At 62.2% G+C, this 17,248-nt stretch carries 6 protein-coding genes and 2 pseudogenes; 7 read left to right on the forward strand and 1 reads right to left on the reverse strand.

Going from position 1 to position 17,248, the window contains the following annotated elements; translation table 11 throughout:
* Positions 1 to 313: 313 nt before the first annotated feature.
* The 7 genes and pseudogenes from K2W61_RS16160 to K2W61_RS16185 all read left to right on the forward strand — a co-directional run bounded on the left by K2W61_RS16160 (position 314) and on the right by K2W61_RS16185 (position 13,618).
* Positions 314 to 1,561: an EAL domain-containing response regulator gene (locus tag K2W61_RS16160; RefSeq protein ID WP_175134331.1), complete on the forward strand. Its 1,248-nt coding sequence runs from the start codon at positions 314 to 316 to the stop codon at positions 1,559 to 1,561.
* 96 nt (positions 1,562 to 1,657) lie between these two features.
* Positions 1,658 to 4,927 (forward strand): ATP-binding protein, encoded by a 3,270-nt coding sequence (locus K2W61_RS16165; protein WP_236756052.1) that lies wholly within the window; start codon positions 1,658 to 1,660, stop codon positions 4,925 to 4,927.
* 30 nt (positions 4,928 to 4,957) lie between these two features.
* On the forward strand, positions 4,958 to 5,599 hold the full coding sequence (locus K2W61_RS16170) for a response regulator (protein ID WP_175134329.1): 642 nt from the start codon (positions 4,958 to 4,960) through the stop codon (positions 5,597 to 5,599).
* Positions 5,600 to 5,743: 144 nt separating this feature from the next.
* Positions 5,744 to 10,276 (forward strand): annotated as a pseudogene (locus tag K2W61_RS16175) (retention module-containing protein); the annotation flags it as partial.
* Positions 10,277 to 10,618: 342 nt separating this feature from the next.
* Positions 10,619 to 12,076: pseudogene (locus tag K2W61_RS27950) on the forward strand (type I secretion C-terminal target domain-containing protein); the annotation flags it as partial.
* Between the two features lie 403 nt (positions 12,077 to 12,479).
* Complete coding sequence (locus tag K2W61_RS16180) at positions 12,480 to 13,139, forward strand: TetR/AcrR family transcriptional regulator (protein ID WP_175133397.1); 660 nt, start codon at positions 12,480 to 12,482, stop codon at positions 13,137 to 13,139.
* Complete coding sequence (locus K2W61_RS16185; protein ID WP_236756056.1) at positions 13,136 to 13,618, forward strand: DUF8051 family protein; 483 nt, start codon at positions 13,136 to 13,138, stop codon at positions 13,616 to 13,618. The genes K2W61_RS16180 and K2W61_RS16185 overlap by 4 nt, the downstream gene beginning before the upstream one ends.
* A 111-nt stretch (positions 13,619 to 13,729) precedes the next feature.
* On the opposite strand, the gene K2W61_RS16190 is transcribed toward K2W61_RS16185, so the two are convergent.
* Positions 13,730 to 16,852, reverse strand: a complete 3,123-nt coding sequence (locus K2W61_RS16190) for a CheR family methyltransferase (RefSeq protein ID WP_236756057.1) — start codon at positions 16,850 to 16,852, stop codon at positions 13,730 to 13,732.
* Positions 16,853 to 17,248: the final 396 nt, after the last annotated feature.

The following is a 17,248-nucleotide window of genomic DNA, read 5'->3' on the forward strand; positions in this document are numbered from 1 at the left end:
GACCCAATCGATGGGGCCACGCAACACTTTCCGGCGCCGGCGTCAGACTGCAGCGCCGAACAACGTCAATAAATGAAAAGTCGCCGCTTTGCGTTGCATGGGCGTGGTAGCGTTGCCAGCGCATTGTGTGCGCCGAAGTGCCGGGCCGCAGGACACGCGGCCGACGTGGCTGACATTTGAGATTTGTCTGAAACAAATCTGTAATTTCTTCACTTAGACTAATCCCACTGCGACCCGAACGTTTGGGTGGGGGCGCCGACATATTCCTCAATAGTTTCCGATAGTCCTCGTAATGCGATGATCGTCAAAATCAATGTCTTCGTTGAACATACTTATCGTCGATGATCACGCGTTTCAGCGCGAATATATGGCACACCTGGCGCGCGAAGCGAGCGCCGGTCACGTCGATACCGCGGCCAATGGTTGGGACGCGCTGCGGAAATTGAGGGTGCGCCGCTTTGATCTGGTTGTCACCGACCTGATGATGGCCGGCGTGGACGGCGTGCAATTGATACAGAGCCTGGCCGAGTTCCGGCATCCTCCTGCCGTTGCCTTGGTCAGCGCATCGCCCAAGAGATTGCTGGCCAGTGCCTGTCTCGTGGCCAAGCTGCTGGGGGTGCGTGTCATCGGGCAGGTCTGTAAGCCGCTGTCGGCAGGGGATGTCGACAACATGCTGCGGCAGCTTCAATATCCTCACAGTCGTCAGGCGTCCGGCAATGGCGACGCCCGCAAGGATAAATACTCCTTGCTGAACGCGCTCGAGAACGGGCAGATCCAGGCCTGGTTTCAGCCGAAGCTGGCTTTGATCGACAATTCCATCTGTGGCGTCGAGGCGCTGGCAAGATGGGTGCAGGATGATGGTGCGGTGCTGTTACCGGGCGAGTTCCTGCCGTGGGTGAGCCTGCATGGACTTGACGAGAATCTCTTGAGCCGCATCATTCAGGTTTCGGTTCAGGCGCAGAATGCATGGCTGCTGCAGGGGTATTCGGTACCCGTTTCGATAAACCTGCCGACCCATTTGCTGGATGATCGATCGTTGCCGGATCGGCTTTTGGCCATGGTTCATGCGGCCGGTGGGCGATCGCAGAGCATTTGTTTCGAACTGACCGAAGGTACCACCACCAGCAACCTGAGCGATTTTCACGCAGGCGCTTGCCGCTTGCGGATGATGGGATTCAAGCTGGCGCAGGACGATTTTGGTCAGGGGTATAGCTCGATTTATAACTTGCTGTCGGTGCCCTTCACCGAATTGAAAATAGATCGATCCCTGATACAGGGCTGTGTGAGTGACGACAAGGTAAAGGCGATTCTTGAAAGCGCCATTGCTCTCGGCCGAAGGTTGGGAATCGTCATCGTTGCCGAAGGGGTCGAGACCGCCGAGCAGCTGGCGGTGTTGCGGCGCCTGGACTGTACCGCCGTGCAAGGCACTTATGTTGCCGAGGCGATGGACCGTGAATTGATGAGCCACCGCTTGCGCCGGGGCTTTCTCGACGATGGTTGCCGGGTGCCGGTGGTCCATAAGGCACTGACCGCGCTGCCAGCGCCCTCGGTGTCTCGATGAGGCGCGCACCCTAGGTTTCGCTGGTTTCAATTCCGGTTATTTCTTTTACTTCAGGAGAGGGCGCTGCCGCTCGTCAGTGGCCCGCTTCAATAACTCATGTCGACCTTTACGAATCGCTGGGTGCAGAGCTTGGCGCTACTGGCTGCCTGCCTCATTGCCGTGACGATGGCACTTTTCTATTGGACGATCGATAGGGAAGTCAGCATCGAAAAAGAGGAAATGCAGCAGCATTTTCAATACATTATGGGCGACATTCTTGCCTTGCAGGATGCGCTCCTCTGGGCTGCGGATATCGAGGAATTCGATCATCTTCCGCTGACGATGTACCCATTGAAGCTGGCGCGTCAGCGCCACCAGATCGATTCCGCGCTGCAAGCATATTCCGTCACTAATGTGGTGACGGGTTTGTCCTACCAATTGACTTTCCGGTCATTGGGTAGCGAGGAGAGCGATCTCGATGAAGCTGAGGCGGTCTCCGCGTTGTCGAGCTTGGTTCTGGTCCGCCTCCTCTCACGCCTGACCAGGTTCGAGGTCGACCGGTTGCCGATAAATCTGCTCGACTTGAAGGAAGGCAGGCGCACCGCTTTCGGCTGCGACTTGCCTTTCATCGGCGATGCGCCAAGCTCGCGGCGTGCTTGTGCCTATGCCGACGACAAACTGGCCCAGATCATGCGTTCGAGACGAAAGAACGCGAACCAGGTGGTTTTCTGGAGTGGGCTTGGCGGCGAGGGCGAGCGCCAGGGGTTGATTGCATTTGCCAAAGTCAACGAGAAGCGCTCTTTTGTGCAAGGTGATTGGTGGGTCTCGGCGTCCTTGAGTTTCAACGATATGCCGCAGTTTCCCCATGTCGTAGGCGGTCACGGGCATATGCCGTCGTCTTACGAGGTTTACTCGCCCGAGGGGGAGTTGCTGACCACGAACATTCCGCAAGCCCGTCCGCTTTTGGCGGGCATCGGATTCTTGCGGGATTCCTGCATCGTCGAATTTACGAGCAAAGACGGCTGGAAAATAAAATACCAGCTCTCTTACTTGAATATATTGCGCGAGCTATATCCGCAGCTGGTCGTGCTGAGCCTGTTCCTGGCGGTCGGCTGCATGGCGGTCTATCTGTTTTCATGGTGGTACTTCAAGCGCCATTACTTGCCCGCGGTCGAGCAACGGCGGCGCACCATCGAAAGCGAGGAATTCGCCCGGGGGGTCATCGAAGTCGCGCAGGTCGCCATGTGTGTGGTGGATCGCCGGACGGGCAAGCCCTTGAAGGTGAACGCACTTGCCAAAGCATGGTTGGGCGACGACGATAATGTGCAGCATCTGGCGCGCAACTGGGTAGCTAGCTACGGGGCGAAGGGGACGGGCATGCAGACCGTCGCGTTGCGCATCGGGAATCGCCATTTCTCTGGCTGCTTTGCCCATGCTCGCTACGAGGACCATGACGCGCTTCTGTGTACGCTCTCGGACATCAGCGCGCACGTCAAGGCCCAGGAGTCCCTGGAATGGGAGAAGCGGGTGGCTGATCAGTCAAGTGCCGCGAAATCCGCATTCCTGGCAATGATGAGCCATGAGATCCGCACGCCGCTGTACGGCGTGCTGGGCACGCTGGAACTGCTGTCCGAGACGCGTCTTTCCCCCGAGCAGAAGGGGTATCTGGACACCACGCAACGCTCGGCCGGCATCTTGCTGCGGATCATCGGCGACGTCCTGGATATGTCGAAGATCGAGTCCGGCGTCATCGAGCTGGACGAAGCCGCGTTTTCGCCCGTCGAACTGACCGAAATGGTCGCGCAGGGCTATACCGCGACGGCGGTCAACAAGGCGCTTTCGCTGCATTGCGTCATCAGTCCTGACGTGCCACGAACGGTGTTCGGAGATGCCGATCGTGTCCGCCAAGTGCTGAACAATCTGCTCAGCAATGCCATCAAATTTACCGAGATCGGCCGCGTCCGGATCAGTCTGGATGCGGAAGCGGAAGCCGCCGGCCGTACGAAGTTGATCTGGCGGGTTTCCGATAGCGGCATCGGTATATCGAGCCAGGATCAGGCGCGGCTGTTCGAGCCTTTTTTCCAAGTGCGCGCCGAGCCGGGCATGGCTTGTGGAACCGGCCTGGGCCTGGCGATCTGCAAAAGCCTGGTTGATCTGATGGGCGGCGGCATGGAGGTGGCCAGCAAGCTGGGCGATGGCAGCACTTTCTCGGTCAGCCTGGAGTTGCCCAGGGTCGATGACAGCATCGCGGTGGCCCCTGCATTCGAGCCGCCAAAGGTGAGCGTGGTCGTTCGCGCGCCCACGGTGGAACTCAGGCGCCATTACCGTCAATGGCTGGAACGTTGGGGCGTGCAGTGCGACGGCGAGGACTTCGAAGCGACGCAGGGGCAGGAGAGGGTGCTCTTGAACGTATCGCCCGAGTTGATGACGCCGTTGCATTGGTCGGGCCGGCAAATCGTCGCGACGGAGCGCGGGCCTTTGCAACCGCAATGGCTGGCCGATGTGGTCTGCGTGTGCAGTCTCTCTCTCGCGGCGCTGGCGCAGGCGTTGTCGATGGTGATGGATGATAGGCAGGAGAGCCGCCCTTCGCCAGGAACCGCGGTAGCCGGCGCGCAGCCCAGCTTGATGGATGCGCCTTCATTACCGACCCAGCTTCTGAGGAGCACGGGGTTGCGGGTACTGCTCGCCGAAGACAGCCCCATCAACAGAGAGGTGTTGAGGCGGCAGCTCAAGTCGCTGGGCTGTTCGGTTGTGATCCGTGGCGACGGCGTCAGCGCGCTCAAGGCCTGGGACGCGGACAAATTCGACGTGCTCCTGACAGATGTCAACATGCCAGGCCTGGGCGGCCCGGAGCTGATCGGCCGCCTTCGTCAGGAGGGAATGGACAAACCGATCATATGCGTCACCGCCAACGCCCAGGTGCATCTGGGACGCGCGGCCGAGTATTCGGGGGTCGACGCTTGGCTGGTCAAACCCATATCGCTTCGAACTTTGCAGGAATGTCTATTGCATACCGTCGTGGCCCGGCTGCCTCGTGGCGCCAAGGCGGCGCGGGTTGCGCCCTTGGACGCCCCCGGGCCCCGCTATATCGACGAGGAAATGCCGCGTTTCCTGCATGGAATCTTCCAATCCGCCATGGAGGCTGACCTGAAGGTTATTCACCACTGTTTGGATGCGGCGGGCGAGACCGGCCTGCAGGCTGCTGTGCATCGGATACGTGGCGGTCTGGTGATGGCGGACCAGGAAAAGATGGCGTTGAGCTGGCAGGAACTGGAAGAGCGGCTGGAGACAGGAATACCTCTAGACGAGAAAGACATCGAGCGCGTATATGCCGCCGTCGGCATGCTGGAGACGATGCTCGGTCGGTTGCAGGAGAAGACGTCGTGATCGAAAGATCGTGATATCCGGGGGACATCAATGAAAAGCGCAACCATCGTACTCGCCGACGATCATCCGATCGCGACCGCCGGCGTTCGTTACGCCCTCTCGCGATTTCCGAACTACCAGATCCTGGGGGAGGCGCGCTCGTCGGATGAATTGGTCGACCTGATATCCGAGGTTCGACCGGATGTCGTCATTACCGACTACAACATGCCGGGCTCTGGGCGATTGGCCGACGGTCTGCGGATGATCGCCTATCTGAGAAGGACTTTTCCCGAGATCGGGATCGTCGTGCTTACCGTGATTTCATCGGCATCAATCGCGGCGAGCCTATACAAATTGGGCGTATCGGCCGTGCTTGTGAAGACGGGCAGTCTTGACGACCTGAGCGGATCGATCGACAGAACCCTGCAAGCCGTCCAGCGCTCGGCCCCCCAACCCGGTGTTCAGGTGCAAGACCAGGACGCCAGTGTCGACGTCCTCAGCAACTTGACGCGGAAAGAGTTGGAGGTGCTGCGGGAACTGTTCTCCGGGTTGAGCGTCAGCCAGATCGCCAAAAAGCAGCAGCGCAGCGTCAAGACCATCAGCGCGCAGAAAGTGTCGGCCATGCGCAAGCTGGGGACTTCCAATGATCACGAGCTCATCATGTTCCTGGCCGCGCACAACTTATTCACCTAGCGTTCGTCTGGTGGGAGTCAGGACGCCTGTTCCAGGCATGGACGAACCCCATACGCCTTTTGACACAGTCTTTTCAACCGCATCACTGTGCGGCAGCGTTTTCGCCGCGAGCCCTTGGGGCTTCTCCCTGAATCGGAAATAAACATGGCCAACTCCTCCCCCGCAGTCGTCACTGAAATCACCGGTCGCGCGTGGATACGCAACAGCGACGGGTCCCTGACCGAGTTGCATCAGGGCAGCAATGTGCCCGCCGGCAGCGACATCGTCACGGCCTCGGGCGCCAGCGTGGCGCTGCAGGTGGAGAACGGCATGCCGATCGTGATCGGCGAAGGGCGAGAAGTCGCCGTCACCGGTGACATGGCCGGCCCGCTGGCCGACCCGACTGAAGCGGCGGTGACCCCGCCCAAGGGCACCGACTCCGACCGCCTGCTGGCGGCCCTGCAAGCCGGCCAGGACCCGTTCGAAGTGCTGGACCCGACCGCCGCGACCCTGACGGGCGGCAGCGGCGATGATGGCGGCGGCAGTTTCGTGCGCCTGGCCCGCATCCTGGAAACCACCCGCCCGCTGGATCTGGCCTACCCCAACCCGGGCCGTGGCGCCGACACGATCGATCGCGCCGCCAGCGGCACGGGCGCCGGCGACGCCGCCGCGGGCGACACCAACAACGCGCCGCTGGCCGTCAACGACGACGCCCGCACCGACGAGAAGAGCGTCGTGCGCGGCAACCTGCTGACCAACGACAGCGATCCTGACGGCGATCCCCTGACCCTGGTGTCGGTCGGCGACCGTCCCATGACCTCGGGCGGCGTCAGCGTCACCGGCTCCAATGGCGGCACCTTCACCGTGCTGCCGGACGGCAGCTACACCTTCGTGCCCGGCAACAACTTCCAGAACCTGCCCGCAGGCCAGACCACCACCACCACGATTCCCTACGTCGTCACCGACCCGAGCGGCGCGACGTCCACCGCCACCGTCGAAGTGACCGTGGTCGGCGTCAACGACCCGGCCCAGATCACCCCGGCCCAACCGGGCGACGATGCCGGCACCGTGGTCGAGGACGAGAAGTCCACCGCCAACGGCAAGCTCAACGTGGTCGACGCCGACGACGGCCAGTCCTCCTTCGTGGCCGTGGCCGACCGCCCCGGTGTCTACGGCACGTTCTCGATCGACGCCAACGGCAACTGGGTCTACAACCTGAACCAGGCCGACGCGCGCGTGCAGTCGCTGGCCGTGGGCGAGACGCTGACCGAGACCATCACCGTCACCACCGCCGACGGCACCCAGAGCACCATCACCGTCACCATCGACGGCACCAACGACAAGCCTGAACTCAGCGGCAAGACCGATGGCGCCGTGACCGAGGACGACACCGACACCGCCACCGCCACCGGCAAGCTCGACGTCAGCGACATCGACACCCGCGACACGCACACCTGGACCGTCGGCAACGATGGCAAGGGCCAGTACGGCACCTTCACCGTCGAGCAGAACGGCAACTGGAAGTTTGAGCTGGACAACGAGAGTGCCAAGGTCCAGGCGCTGGCAGAAGGCCAGCAGGTCACCGACACCTTCACCGTCACGGTGGACGACGGCCATGGCGGCACCGCCACCGAAACCATCACCGTCGAAATCACCGGCACCAACGACGCCCCGACCATCACCGGCACGGCCACCGGCAAGATCCAGGAAGGCAGCACCCAGGCGCTGACCGGCCAGCTCACCCAGCATGACGTCGACACCAACGACACCCATACCTGGTCGCTGAACAACGACGGCAAGGGCCAGTACGGCAGCTTCACGCTCGACCAGCATGGCAATTGGACCTACAAGCTCGACAACGCCAATACGGACGTCAAGGCGCTCAAGGACGGCGAACACCTGACCGACAGCATCACCGTGACGGTCGACGACGGGCAGGGCGGCAAGGCCACGCAGGTCATCGCCATCACGGTCGATGGCACCAGCGACGGCGCCGTCATCACCCCGAGCAAGCCGGGCGATGACGCCGGCACCGTCGAGGAAGACGCCACGCTGACCGCCAGCGGCAAGCTCGATGTCATCGATCCGGATGCCGGCGAGGCCGTGTTCCGTCCGCAGACCGACTTCGCGGGCCAGTACGGCACGTTCTCGATCGACGCCAATGGCAACTGGCGCTTCAAGCTCGACAACAACGCCCAGGCCGTCCAGCAACTGGGCGCCAAGGATCACCTGACGGAAGTCTTCACGGTCACCACCGCCGACGGCACTAGCGGCCAGGTCACCATCACCATCAACGGCACCAACGACGCACCCACCCTCAGCGGTGCGGTTACCGGCGCCGTCAGGGAAGACGGCGCCCAGACCGCGTCCGGTCAACTGGACAAGGCAGACATCGACGCCAGCGACACGCATACCTGGACCGTCAGCAATGACGGCAAGGGCCAGTACGGCTCGTTCACCGTGGACGGCAGCGGCAAGTGGACCTACACGCTGGACAATGGCAGCGACAAGGTCCAGGCCCTCAAGGATGGCGAGACCGTCACCGACACCCTCACCGTCACGGTGGACGATGGCCATGGCGGCACCGCCACCGAAACCATCACCGTCGAAATCACCGGCACCCGCGATACCGCCATCATCACCCCGAGCAAGCCGGGCGATGACGCCGGCACCGTGCAGGAAGACAAGGTCTACACGGCCAATGGCAAGCTGGAGGTCACCGACAAGGATGCCGGCGAGGCCACCTTCAATGCCCAGACCGACGCCAAGGGCGAGCACGGCTCGTTCTCGATCGACGCCAACGGCAACTGGACCTACACGCTCGACAACACCGATCCCAAGGTCCAGGCCCTGGCCGTGGGCGAGAAGCTCACCGAGACCTTCACCGTCACCACCGCCGACGGCACCCAGAGCACCGTCACCGTCACCATCGACGGCACCAACGACAAGCCCGAACTCAGCGGCAAGACCGACGGCGCCGTGACCGAGGACGACACCGGCACCGTCACCGCCACCGGCAAGCTCGACGTCGGCGACATCGACACCCGCGACACGCACACCTGGACCGTCGGCAACGATGGCAAGGGCCAGTACGGCACCTTCACCGTCGAGCAGAACGGCAACTGGAAGTTCGAGCTGGACAACGAGAGTGCCAAGGTCCAGGCGCTGGCAGAAGGCCAGCAGGTCACCGACACCCTCACCGTCACGGTGGACGACGGCCATGGCGGCACCGCCACCGAAACCATCACCGTCGAAATCACTGGCACCAACGACGCCCCGACCATCACCGGCACGGCCACCGGCAAGATCCAGGAAGGCAGCAACCAGGCGCTGACCGGCCAGCTCACCCAGCATGACGTCGACACCAACGACACCCATACCTGGTCGCTGAACAACGACGGCAAGGGCCAGTACGGCAGCTTCACGCTCGACCAGCATGGCAATTGGACCTACAAGCTCGACAACGCCAATACGGACGTCAAGGCGCTCAAGGACGGCGAACACCTGACCGACAGCATCACCGTGACGGTCGACGACGGGCAGGGCGGCAAAGCCACGCAGGTCATCGCCATCACGGTCGATGGCACCAGCGACGGCGCCGTCATCACCCCGAGCAAGCCGGGCGATGACGCCGGCACCGTCAAGGAAGACGCCACGCTGACCGCCAGCGGCAAGCTCGATGTCATCGATCCGGATGCCGGCGAGGCCGTGTTCCGTCCGCAGACCGACTTCGCGGGCCAGTACGGCACGTTCTCGATCGACGCCAACGGCAACTGGCGCTTCAAGCTCGACAACAACGCCCAGGCCATCCAGCAACTGGGCGCCAAGGATCACCTGACGGAAGTCTTCACGGTCACCACCGCCGACGGCACTAGCGGCCAGGTCACCATCACCATCAACGGCACCAACGACGCACCCACCCTCAGCGGTGCGGTTACCGGCGCCGTCAGGGAAGACGGCGCCCAGACCGCGTCCGGTCAACTGGACAAGGCAGACATCGACGCCAGCGACACGCATACCTGGACCGTCAGCAATGACGGCAAGGGCCAGTACGGCTCGTTCACCGTGGACGGCGGCGGCAAGTGGACCTACACGCTGGACAACGTCAGCGACAAGGTCCAGGCGCTGACCGATGGCCAGAAGGTCACCGACACCCTCACCGTCACGGTGGATGATGGCCATGGCGGCACCGCCACCGAAACCATCACCATCGAAATCACCGGCACCCGCGACACCGCCATCATCACCCCGAGCAAGCCGGGCGATGACGCCGGCACCGTGCAGGAAGACAAGGTCTACACGGCCAATGGCAAGCTCGACGTCACGGACAAAGACGCTGGTCAGGCCAGTTTCACGCCGCAGACCGACCACCAGGGCCAGTACGGCAAGTTCTCGATCGACGCCCACGGCAACTGGAGCTTCAAGCTCGACAACGACGCCCAGGCCGTCCAGCAATTGGGCGCCAAGGATCACCTGACGGAAGTGTTCACGGTCACCACCGCCGACGGCACCAGCGGCAAGGTCACCATCACCATCAACGGCGCCAACGACGCGCCGGTGGCAGCCGACAGTGCCGCCAGCGTGACCGAGGGAGGCCGCCACACCTTCACCGCCGCCGAGTTCAACTTCAACGATGGCGCCGAAGGCAATTCGCTCGACAGCGTCATCATCACGCGCCTGCCCGTCGACGGCGCGCTGGCGCTGAACGGCCGGCCGATCACCGCGAACACCGTGGTCCAGGCCGCGGACCTCGCCGCGGGCAAGCTGGTCTACACGCCGTCGGCAACGGGTCAGAACGCCTCTTTCGGCTTCAAGGTGCGCGACAACGGCGGCACCGCCGATGGCGGCCGCGACACTTCCGGCGAGTACAACTTCGTCATCAAGACCAACGCATTCATCGCCGGCGACAACGACAGCAGCGGCACGGGCGCCAAGCCGCCCCTCAGCGGCGGCGCCGGTGACGACGTCATCCTGGGCGACAAGGGCGGCACCGTCACCACGGTCGAACCGGGCAAGAACTACAGCATCGCGCTGGTGGTCGACACATCGGAAAGTATGTTGGACCCTTCGGGCACGAAGGACATGAACCGGATGCAGTTGACGATCGACGCGCTCAAGAACCTGGCGAATACGCTGAAGGGCCACGACGGCATCATCAACCTGGCGCTGATCAGCTTCCAAGGATCTTCTGCTATCAGGCACACGGTCAAGGGCCTGAATGGAGACAACGTCGGCAGCTTGATTAAGGCCATCGAGGGACTCTCGGCCAAAGGGGGTACCAACTATGCGGACGCGTTCTGGCAAGCGAACAGATGGTTCAACATGCAGCCGGAGGCCTCCAAGGGCGCGCCGTTCGAAAAGGTCGTGTATTTTCTTACGGACGGCGACTCGATTTCCATGGATTACGCTGTCGCGCAGTTCAAGCTCCTGACCGACAAGGGCGCCACGGTCCACGCTATCGGCATCGGCCAGGGCGTCAAGGAGGAATACCTGAAGTTCTTCGATAACTCGGGCGAGATGGAGATGGGCAAGTTGACGTTGCCTGGTGGCGATGTCGTCGCCCCGGTTGGCCAGCCCGAGATCGTCAACACCGCCGAGGAGTTGAAGGCTGCCCTGCAGAGCGGATCGTCCAAGACGGATCCAACCGCCGTTGGCGACGACGTGGTCAAGGGTGACGCCGGTCACGATCTCATTTTCGGCGACGTCCTGAACACTGATGGCGACGTGCTGGACTGGTCCGCCGTGGGCGGCCGCCCGGCCGACCTGGCGCAAGGGGCGGGCGTGAAGGCGCTGCAGGTGTTCCTGGAGATGCGCGACGGCCATACGCCGAGCAACGGCGACCTGTACCAGTACATCAAGGAGCACCACGCCGACTTCAACCTGGCCGACGACGCGCGCGGCGGTGATGACACGCTCCAGGGTGGCAGCGGCGACGACATCATCTACGGGCAGGGCGGCAACGACACGCTGTACGGCGACGATGGCAACGACATCCTCTATGGCGGCACCGGCGACGACAAACTTCATGGCGGTGACGGCAACGATATGCTGCATGGCGGTTCGGGCAACGACAGGCTCGATGGTGGCAATGGCAGCGACTTGCTGATCGGCGGCAAGGGTGACGACATCCTGACCGGCGGGGACGGCAGCGATGTCTTCAAGTGGGAGTTGGGCGACCAGGGCACGACCGCCAAGCCATCTGTCGATACCATCAAGGACTTCTCGCTGGCCGCCGCGTCGGCAGGCGGCGATGTGCTGGATCTACGGGACCTGTTAACCGTCGACAAGGCGGACAGCCTGGCCCATTACCTGAACTTTCACAAGGAAGGCAACAACACAGTCATCGACGTCAACACCAAGGGCGAGCTGGGTTCCCAGGGCGCGGACCAGAAGATTGTGCTGGAGAATGTCGACCTGACGCACGATGGCCAGTTGAACAACCAAGCCATCATTGATGACCTGTTGCAGAAGGGCAAGCTCAACGTTGACCTGGGTTAGATCCATCCCGGTCCCCCAAGCCGATGACGGCCCCCGTCCTCCTCAGGCCCGGGGGGGGCTGATGGGTTATTTCATCGCCCGGTTGATTGCGCGGGTATGCTCGAGGAACTCGGAGATGGCAGGAAGTGGATCACCGGGTCGCTCGAAGCGCCTCTGGGTAGAGGCGTGAATCAGCGTCCGCCAGTTCCTGGTGCAAGACCCGGACGGGTACTTGCTTCGCTTCCCGTCAACTCTCGGCGAGCGGCCGTTCGCCGGGTCGCCCGGCGGTGCGGGCCGACCCGCCGGAAGCTCCTGCGTCTGATCCAGATTCACTCGGGACCGGGGCGACCGTTTGACAAATTTAGACCATCGGTCTAAATTGGCTTTACCCCTCATTCAGCCGCGCAATCCGCGTGATTCCATCTTGTCCGCCTCCACGCCAGCCACTCGTGCCAGATTCACCGCGCTAAGCGATGACGCGCGCGCGCGCTGGCTTGACCCGGCCGAAATCGAGTTCAGTGAACATGGGTTCGAAAATGCTTCGCTCAACCGCATCATTGCGGCAGCGGGAGAAAGCAAGGGGCGGACCTATCATTACTTTGCCGACAAGGGCGAACTGTTCCGCGCCACGCTTGAACGCAGTCTCGCCCGCCTAGGAAGGTTCGACGCGCAGGCCGAAGCGCTTGCCGGCGCCGCGCGAGATGCCTACTGGGCGCGGATCGCGGCCCTGTGCCGTCGATTGGCCGAGGCGCTTCAGCAGGATGAGCGCCTGGCCTGCCTGGTGCGGACCCTGCATCTGGAAGCCGCCGCGCAACGCGCCTGCGCCGAGCCGCTCGCGCAACTGCGGCGCCAGATCGAATCCATGCTGGCGTCCGGGCAAGCGGCCGCCGCAGTCCGAAACGACCTTCCTCTCGCGCTTCTGGCGGATGTTGCCTTGAGCCTTATCGTCACGGTGGACCGTTGGTTTGCGATGCATGCCTCTGCGCTGGATAAGCGCGAAGCGGCGCGCCTTTCCGAGGGCGCTTTTTCGCTGCTGATGGCGCCGCTTTTGCCCCCGGGCAATCCCGGAAAGACGAACCCATGATCCCGACGCGCGGTCTTGCCGCTCTGCTCGTTCTCAGCGCCGTGAACCTGGCCCTGATGGTGCCGGGCGGCCTTGTGGAAACCCGCAACTTTCCGGGATACAGCGTTGCCGTGCTGGCCGCGTTCAACCTCTTTCTGACGCTGCTCGGTCTCGGCAGCCTGATCTTGGCCTATCGCGTTTTACGGTCTGGGCGGGGCGGGGCTTTTTCGGTACTTGCCGGTGCCGCATTCATGGCGGTCTATCTGCTGGATCTGGCGACCGTCTTTCCCATTGCGGCGGCGCCGATGTCGACGACGCTCGCGGCCATGGAGTGGATTGGAACCGTCTTGGGCCTTGCGACCATGGCCGCCGGCGCATGGCTGGCGTTCGCGCAGGGTAAGCAGCAGGCCCGGTCTTCGCGGCTGCCGCTCGGGCTGCTGATCGCCATGGGCGTGATGACGGTGGCAATCGTCACGTTCGCCACGTTATCCGCGCGGTAGGTCTGGGCGGCCGATCCGGTGGTGGCTTCATGGAAATGGCCGAGGGCGCGATAGCGGCGGCGGCTTGGGCGAACTTCCAGGGGCCGCTCCGCGTAACAGTGACCGGGCAGGTCAGGCGGTATCGCCCGTCGCCGTGGCAACTTCGTTGTTATCCAGAGGTACGTTGATCTGGCACGAGATCCCCTCCTGCCTGAATTCCAATGTTGCTTTGGCGCGTAGCGTGAAAGCCAGTGCATGTTCGATCAGCTCGCTGCCGTAGCCGCGGCGGGTCGCGTTTGGCGCCACCGGCGCGCCGGTTTCGGTCCAGTCGATCACCAAGTGATCCTTGCTGTCTTGCGGCTGCACCCGCCACACGATATCCAGGCGACCGGCGCTATGGCTCAGCGCGCCGTACTTGACGGCATTGGTGGCCAGTTCGTGGATGGCCAGCGCCAAAGTCTGGATGTGGACCGCCTGCACCAGTACCGGCGGTCCCGAGAACGTGATCTGGTGTTCATTGCCGACGGCTTCCAGCTCGCGGCGCAACATGCCGCCGAATTCGATGCGCGCGGTGTCGCTTTCGCCCAGTAGATCCTGCACCCGGTCTAACGCGGCAAGGCGGGTGTCCAGGCGCTTGAAGGGTTCGCCGTCGCCCAGCGTGCGCCGGGCTACGTTTTTGACTAGCGCCAGCAGGTTACGGGTGCGGTGTTGTAGCTCGGATATCAGGATGCGGTGGCGCCGCTCCGCGTGGGTGACCTGCGTGATGTCGATGAATGTCACGACCACGCCGTCCACCTGGCTATCGCTGCCACGGTAGGGGACCAGGCGCAGTAGGTAATGTTTGCCATCCAGCGTTCCAGCGATGCGCCGTTCGATCGGCAGGTAACGATCGTAGACGTGCTGGATATCGCTGGCGAACGAGGGCAGGTCGAAACGGCTGGCCAAGTCGGTGATGGGGCGTCCGCAGTCGCTGGGCAAAATATTGAACACGTCACTGACCGCTGGCGTGAAGCTACGGATGATCAAGTTCTGATCCAGGAAAAGCGTAGCGATGGCTGTGCTTTCGAACAGGTTGTGCAGGTCGCTGTTGCTGCGGTCCAGCTCGTCGACCTTGCCATGCAACTCGGCATTGACAGTGTGCAGTTCTTCGTTCAGCGAGACCAGTTCTTCCTTGGAGGCTTCCAGCTCCTCGTTGGTCGATTGCAGCTCTTCATTGACAGACAGCAGCTCTTCATTGGAAGACTTCAATTCTTCAAGAGCAGTTTCGTATTCCTCGATCATCGACTGCAACCGTTCGCGCATGTCGCGCAATTCGCTTTCCAGGTGCCGTGTTGCGTCGTGACGCTGTGGATACGCGAGGTCTTGTGCCTCGTCCCGCGGCAGGACGGGGCCCTGGTCGTCGAACAGGATCAGATAGAGGGGCTCGGTTTCGTGTCGCGCCGCCAGGGGTTCGACAGTTAACGATATTTGCTGCACGCGGCCTTCGTCATCTTCCAGCGCGACATTTTTTCGAACGGCTGCCTGGCCCGTCTCGACGGCTTCATGCAGTAGCGTGCGCAGATCAAGTCGCAGGTCTTTACGGGCCAACGTCAGTACCTGCCGGGTGGGGGCCCCGGCCGCCGCTTCCAGGTATTTTCCGGTGCGGCTGGAGTAATAAACGATGTCGCCATCGCGGTTGACCAGCACATGCGCGGGGGCATGTTGCGACAACACTTGTGCGTCGACGGCTTGGCGTAGCGCGGTAGCGCCTGTTTGTTGGCGCGGCGTGCCGATGCTGGGTTGCCCCCGCGTCTGCAGCGCGGCCACTGGCAGCGCGGGGCGAGGTGGCGCGGCAATGTCTGCGCGGCGTTGGAAAATACGGTGTTTCTTCTCGATGGGGATGAAAAGCTCGCTGAATTGGCTGACGTTTTCAGACATTCCCAGGAATAGGTAACCGCCGGGGCGCAACGAATAGTGGAAGGTCGGAATGACTTGCTTCTGGATATCGCTGCCAAAGTAGATCAGCAGATTACGGCAGGAGATCAGGTCGATACGCGAAAACGGCGGATCCCGTAGGACACTGTGCGGCGAAAAAATGCAGATCTCGCGCACTTGTTTGTTGACTACGTAGCTGTCCCCGTCTGCATAAAAATGGCGATCGCGCCGCTCCTGCGACAAGTTTTCCAGCAGTTGACCGGGATAGCGTGCGGCCCGGGCCACGGCCAGCGCCCGGTCGTCGATATCGGTGGCGAACAACTGGATTTGCGGCGGTGACGGCATGCTGTCCATGTGCTCGCGCAGCAAAATCGCCAGGGAATAGACCTCTTCGCCAGTGGCGCAGCCCGGTATCCAGAGACGTACGGATTCGGCCGGGCCGCGGCCGTCCAGCAACTTCGGGATGACCAGACGCTGCAATGAATCGAACGCATCCTTGTCACGGAAGAAATTGGTGACGCTAATAAGCAGGTCGCGAAATAGCGCGCCAGCCTCTTGCGGGGACTGTTTCAGGCGCTCGATGTAGGCGTCTATGCCCTCGATTTGGTTGACATGCATGCGTCGCTGCACCCGGCGCATGAAAGTCTTGTTCTTGTAGCCGCTGAAGTCATGGCCGATGCGGCTACGCAGCAAGTTGCTAATTGCGAGTCCTGCCGCGTCCAGGCACACCGGGCCGCTGCCCTGCGGTTCGGGGGGCGGAACGTGCCGCGCGAATTCGGCTAACCGCGGGCCCATCTGCCCGACCGGGAGCACGAAATCGATCAGGCCGCTGGCAATCGCACTGTCAGGCATCTCGGGATTCAGGGGGCCAAACTCGTTCGTCGCTTGCGCCAGGGTCAGGCCCCCGTGCTCCTTGATGGCCTTGATGCCTAGAGTGCCGTCGGAATTACCGCCCGATAGGATGACCCCCGCGGCGACATCACCGCAATCGCGCGCCAAGGCGGTAAAAAACAGATCGATAGGGCGGCGGCCAGGCAAGTCCGCAGGCCGCTTGAGCACCCGCAGGCGGCGATGGCTGATCGACATGAGCGCGTCTTGCGGCAGCACATAAATGCAATTGACATCGACCTGCTGATTGTCGACCGCGGGCAGCACCTGCAGCGTGGTGTAGCGCGACAGAACTTCTGACAGATGGCTTTCGCGCGACGGGCTCAGGTGCGTAATGACCACGATGGCCACGCCGGGCGAAGGGGGCAGCCCGCGCAAGAACCCTTCGAGCGCTTCGATGCCGCCGGCGGAGGCGCCCACCCCCACGATAGGGAACTCCTGTTTGAGCGTCATGGCGCGGGGTACATGATTGACGGGATAAACAACGGATATGGGAGCATGGGACTCGCTGTGCCGTGGGCTATTGTTGTGAGCCAAGAAAACCGCATTTGGCCCGCGAGACTTGCTGCATGGGAAAGGTTCGTCGTATTGACGGGGTATTTATCAACATTACCACGGACGTATCGCATTTGTAATAAGGCGTGATTTAGCGTCGACCGGTTGGCGGGATGCGTGCCCATATAGGGTTGTTGCGCCAAAGATGCCACCCCCAACAACGCCATAAGGCGCCAATAAAAAAGCCCTCGGCTCTATGCCAAAGGCTTCGCATACGGATCAGACACTCAAAAGATCCCTAGAAACTCACTGAGTGGTCAAGCGTCGTTAATGTGACCGCATTCTCGAATCAAT

The sequence above is a fragment of the Achromobacter pulmonis genome, assembly GCF_021733725.1.
Taxonomy (GTDB): domain Bacteria; phylum Pseudomonadota; class Gammaproteobacteria; order Burkholderiales; family Burkholderiaceae_B; genus Achromobacter; species Achromobacter pulmonis.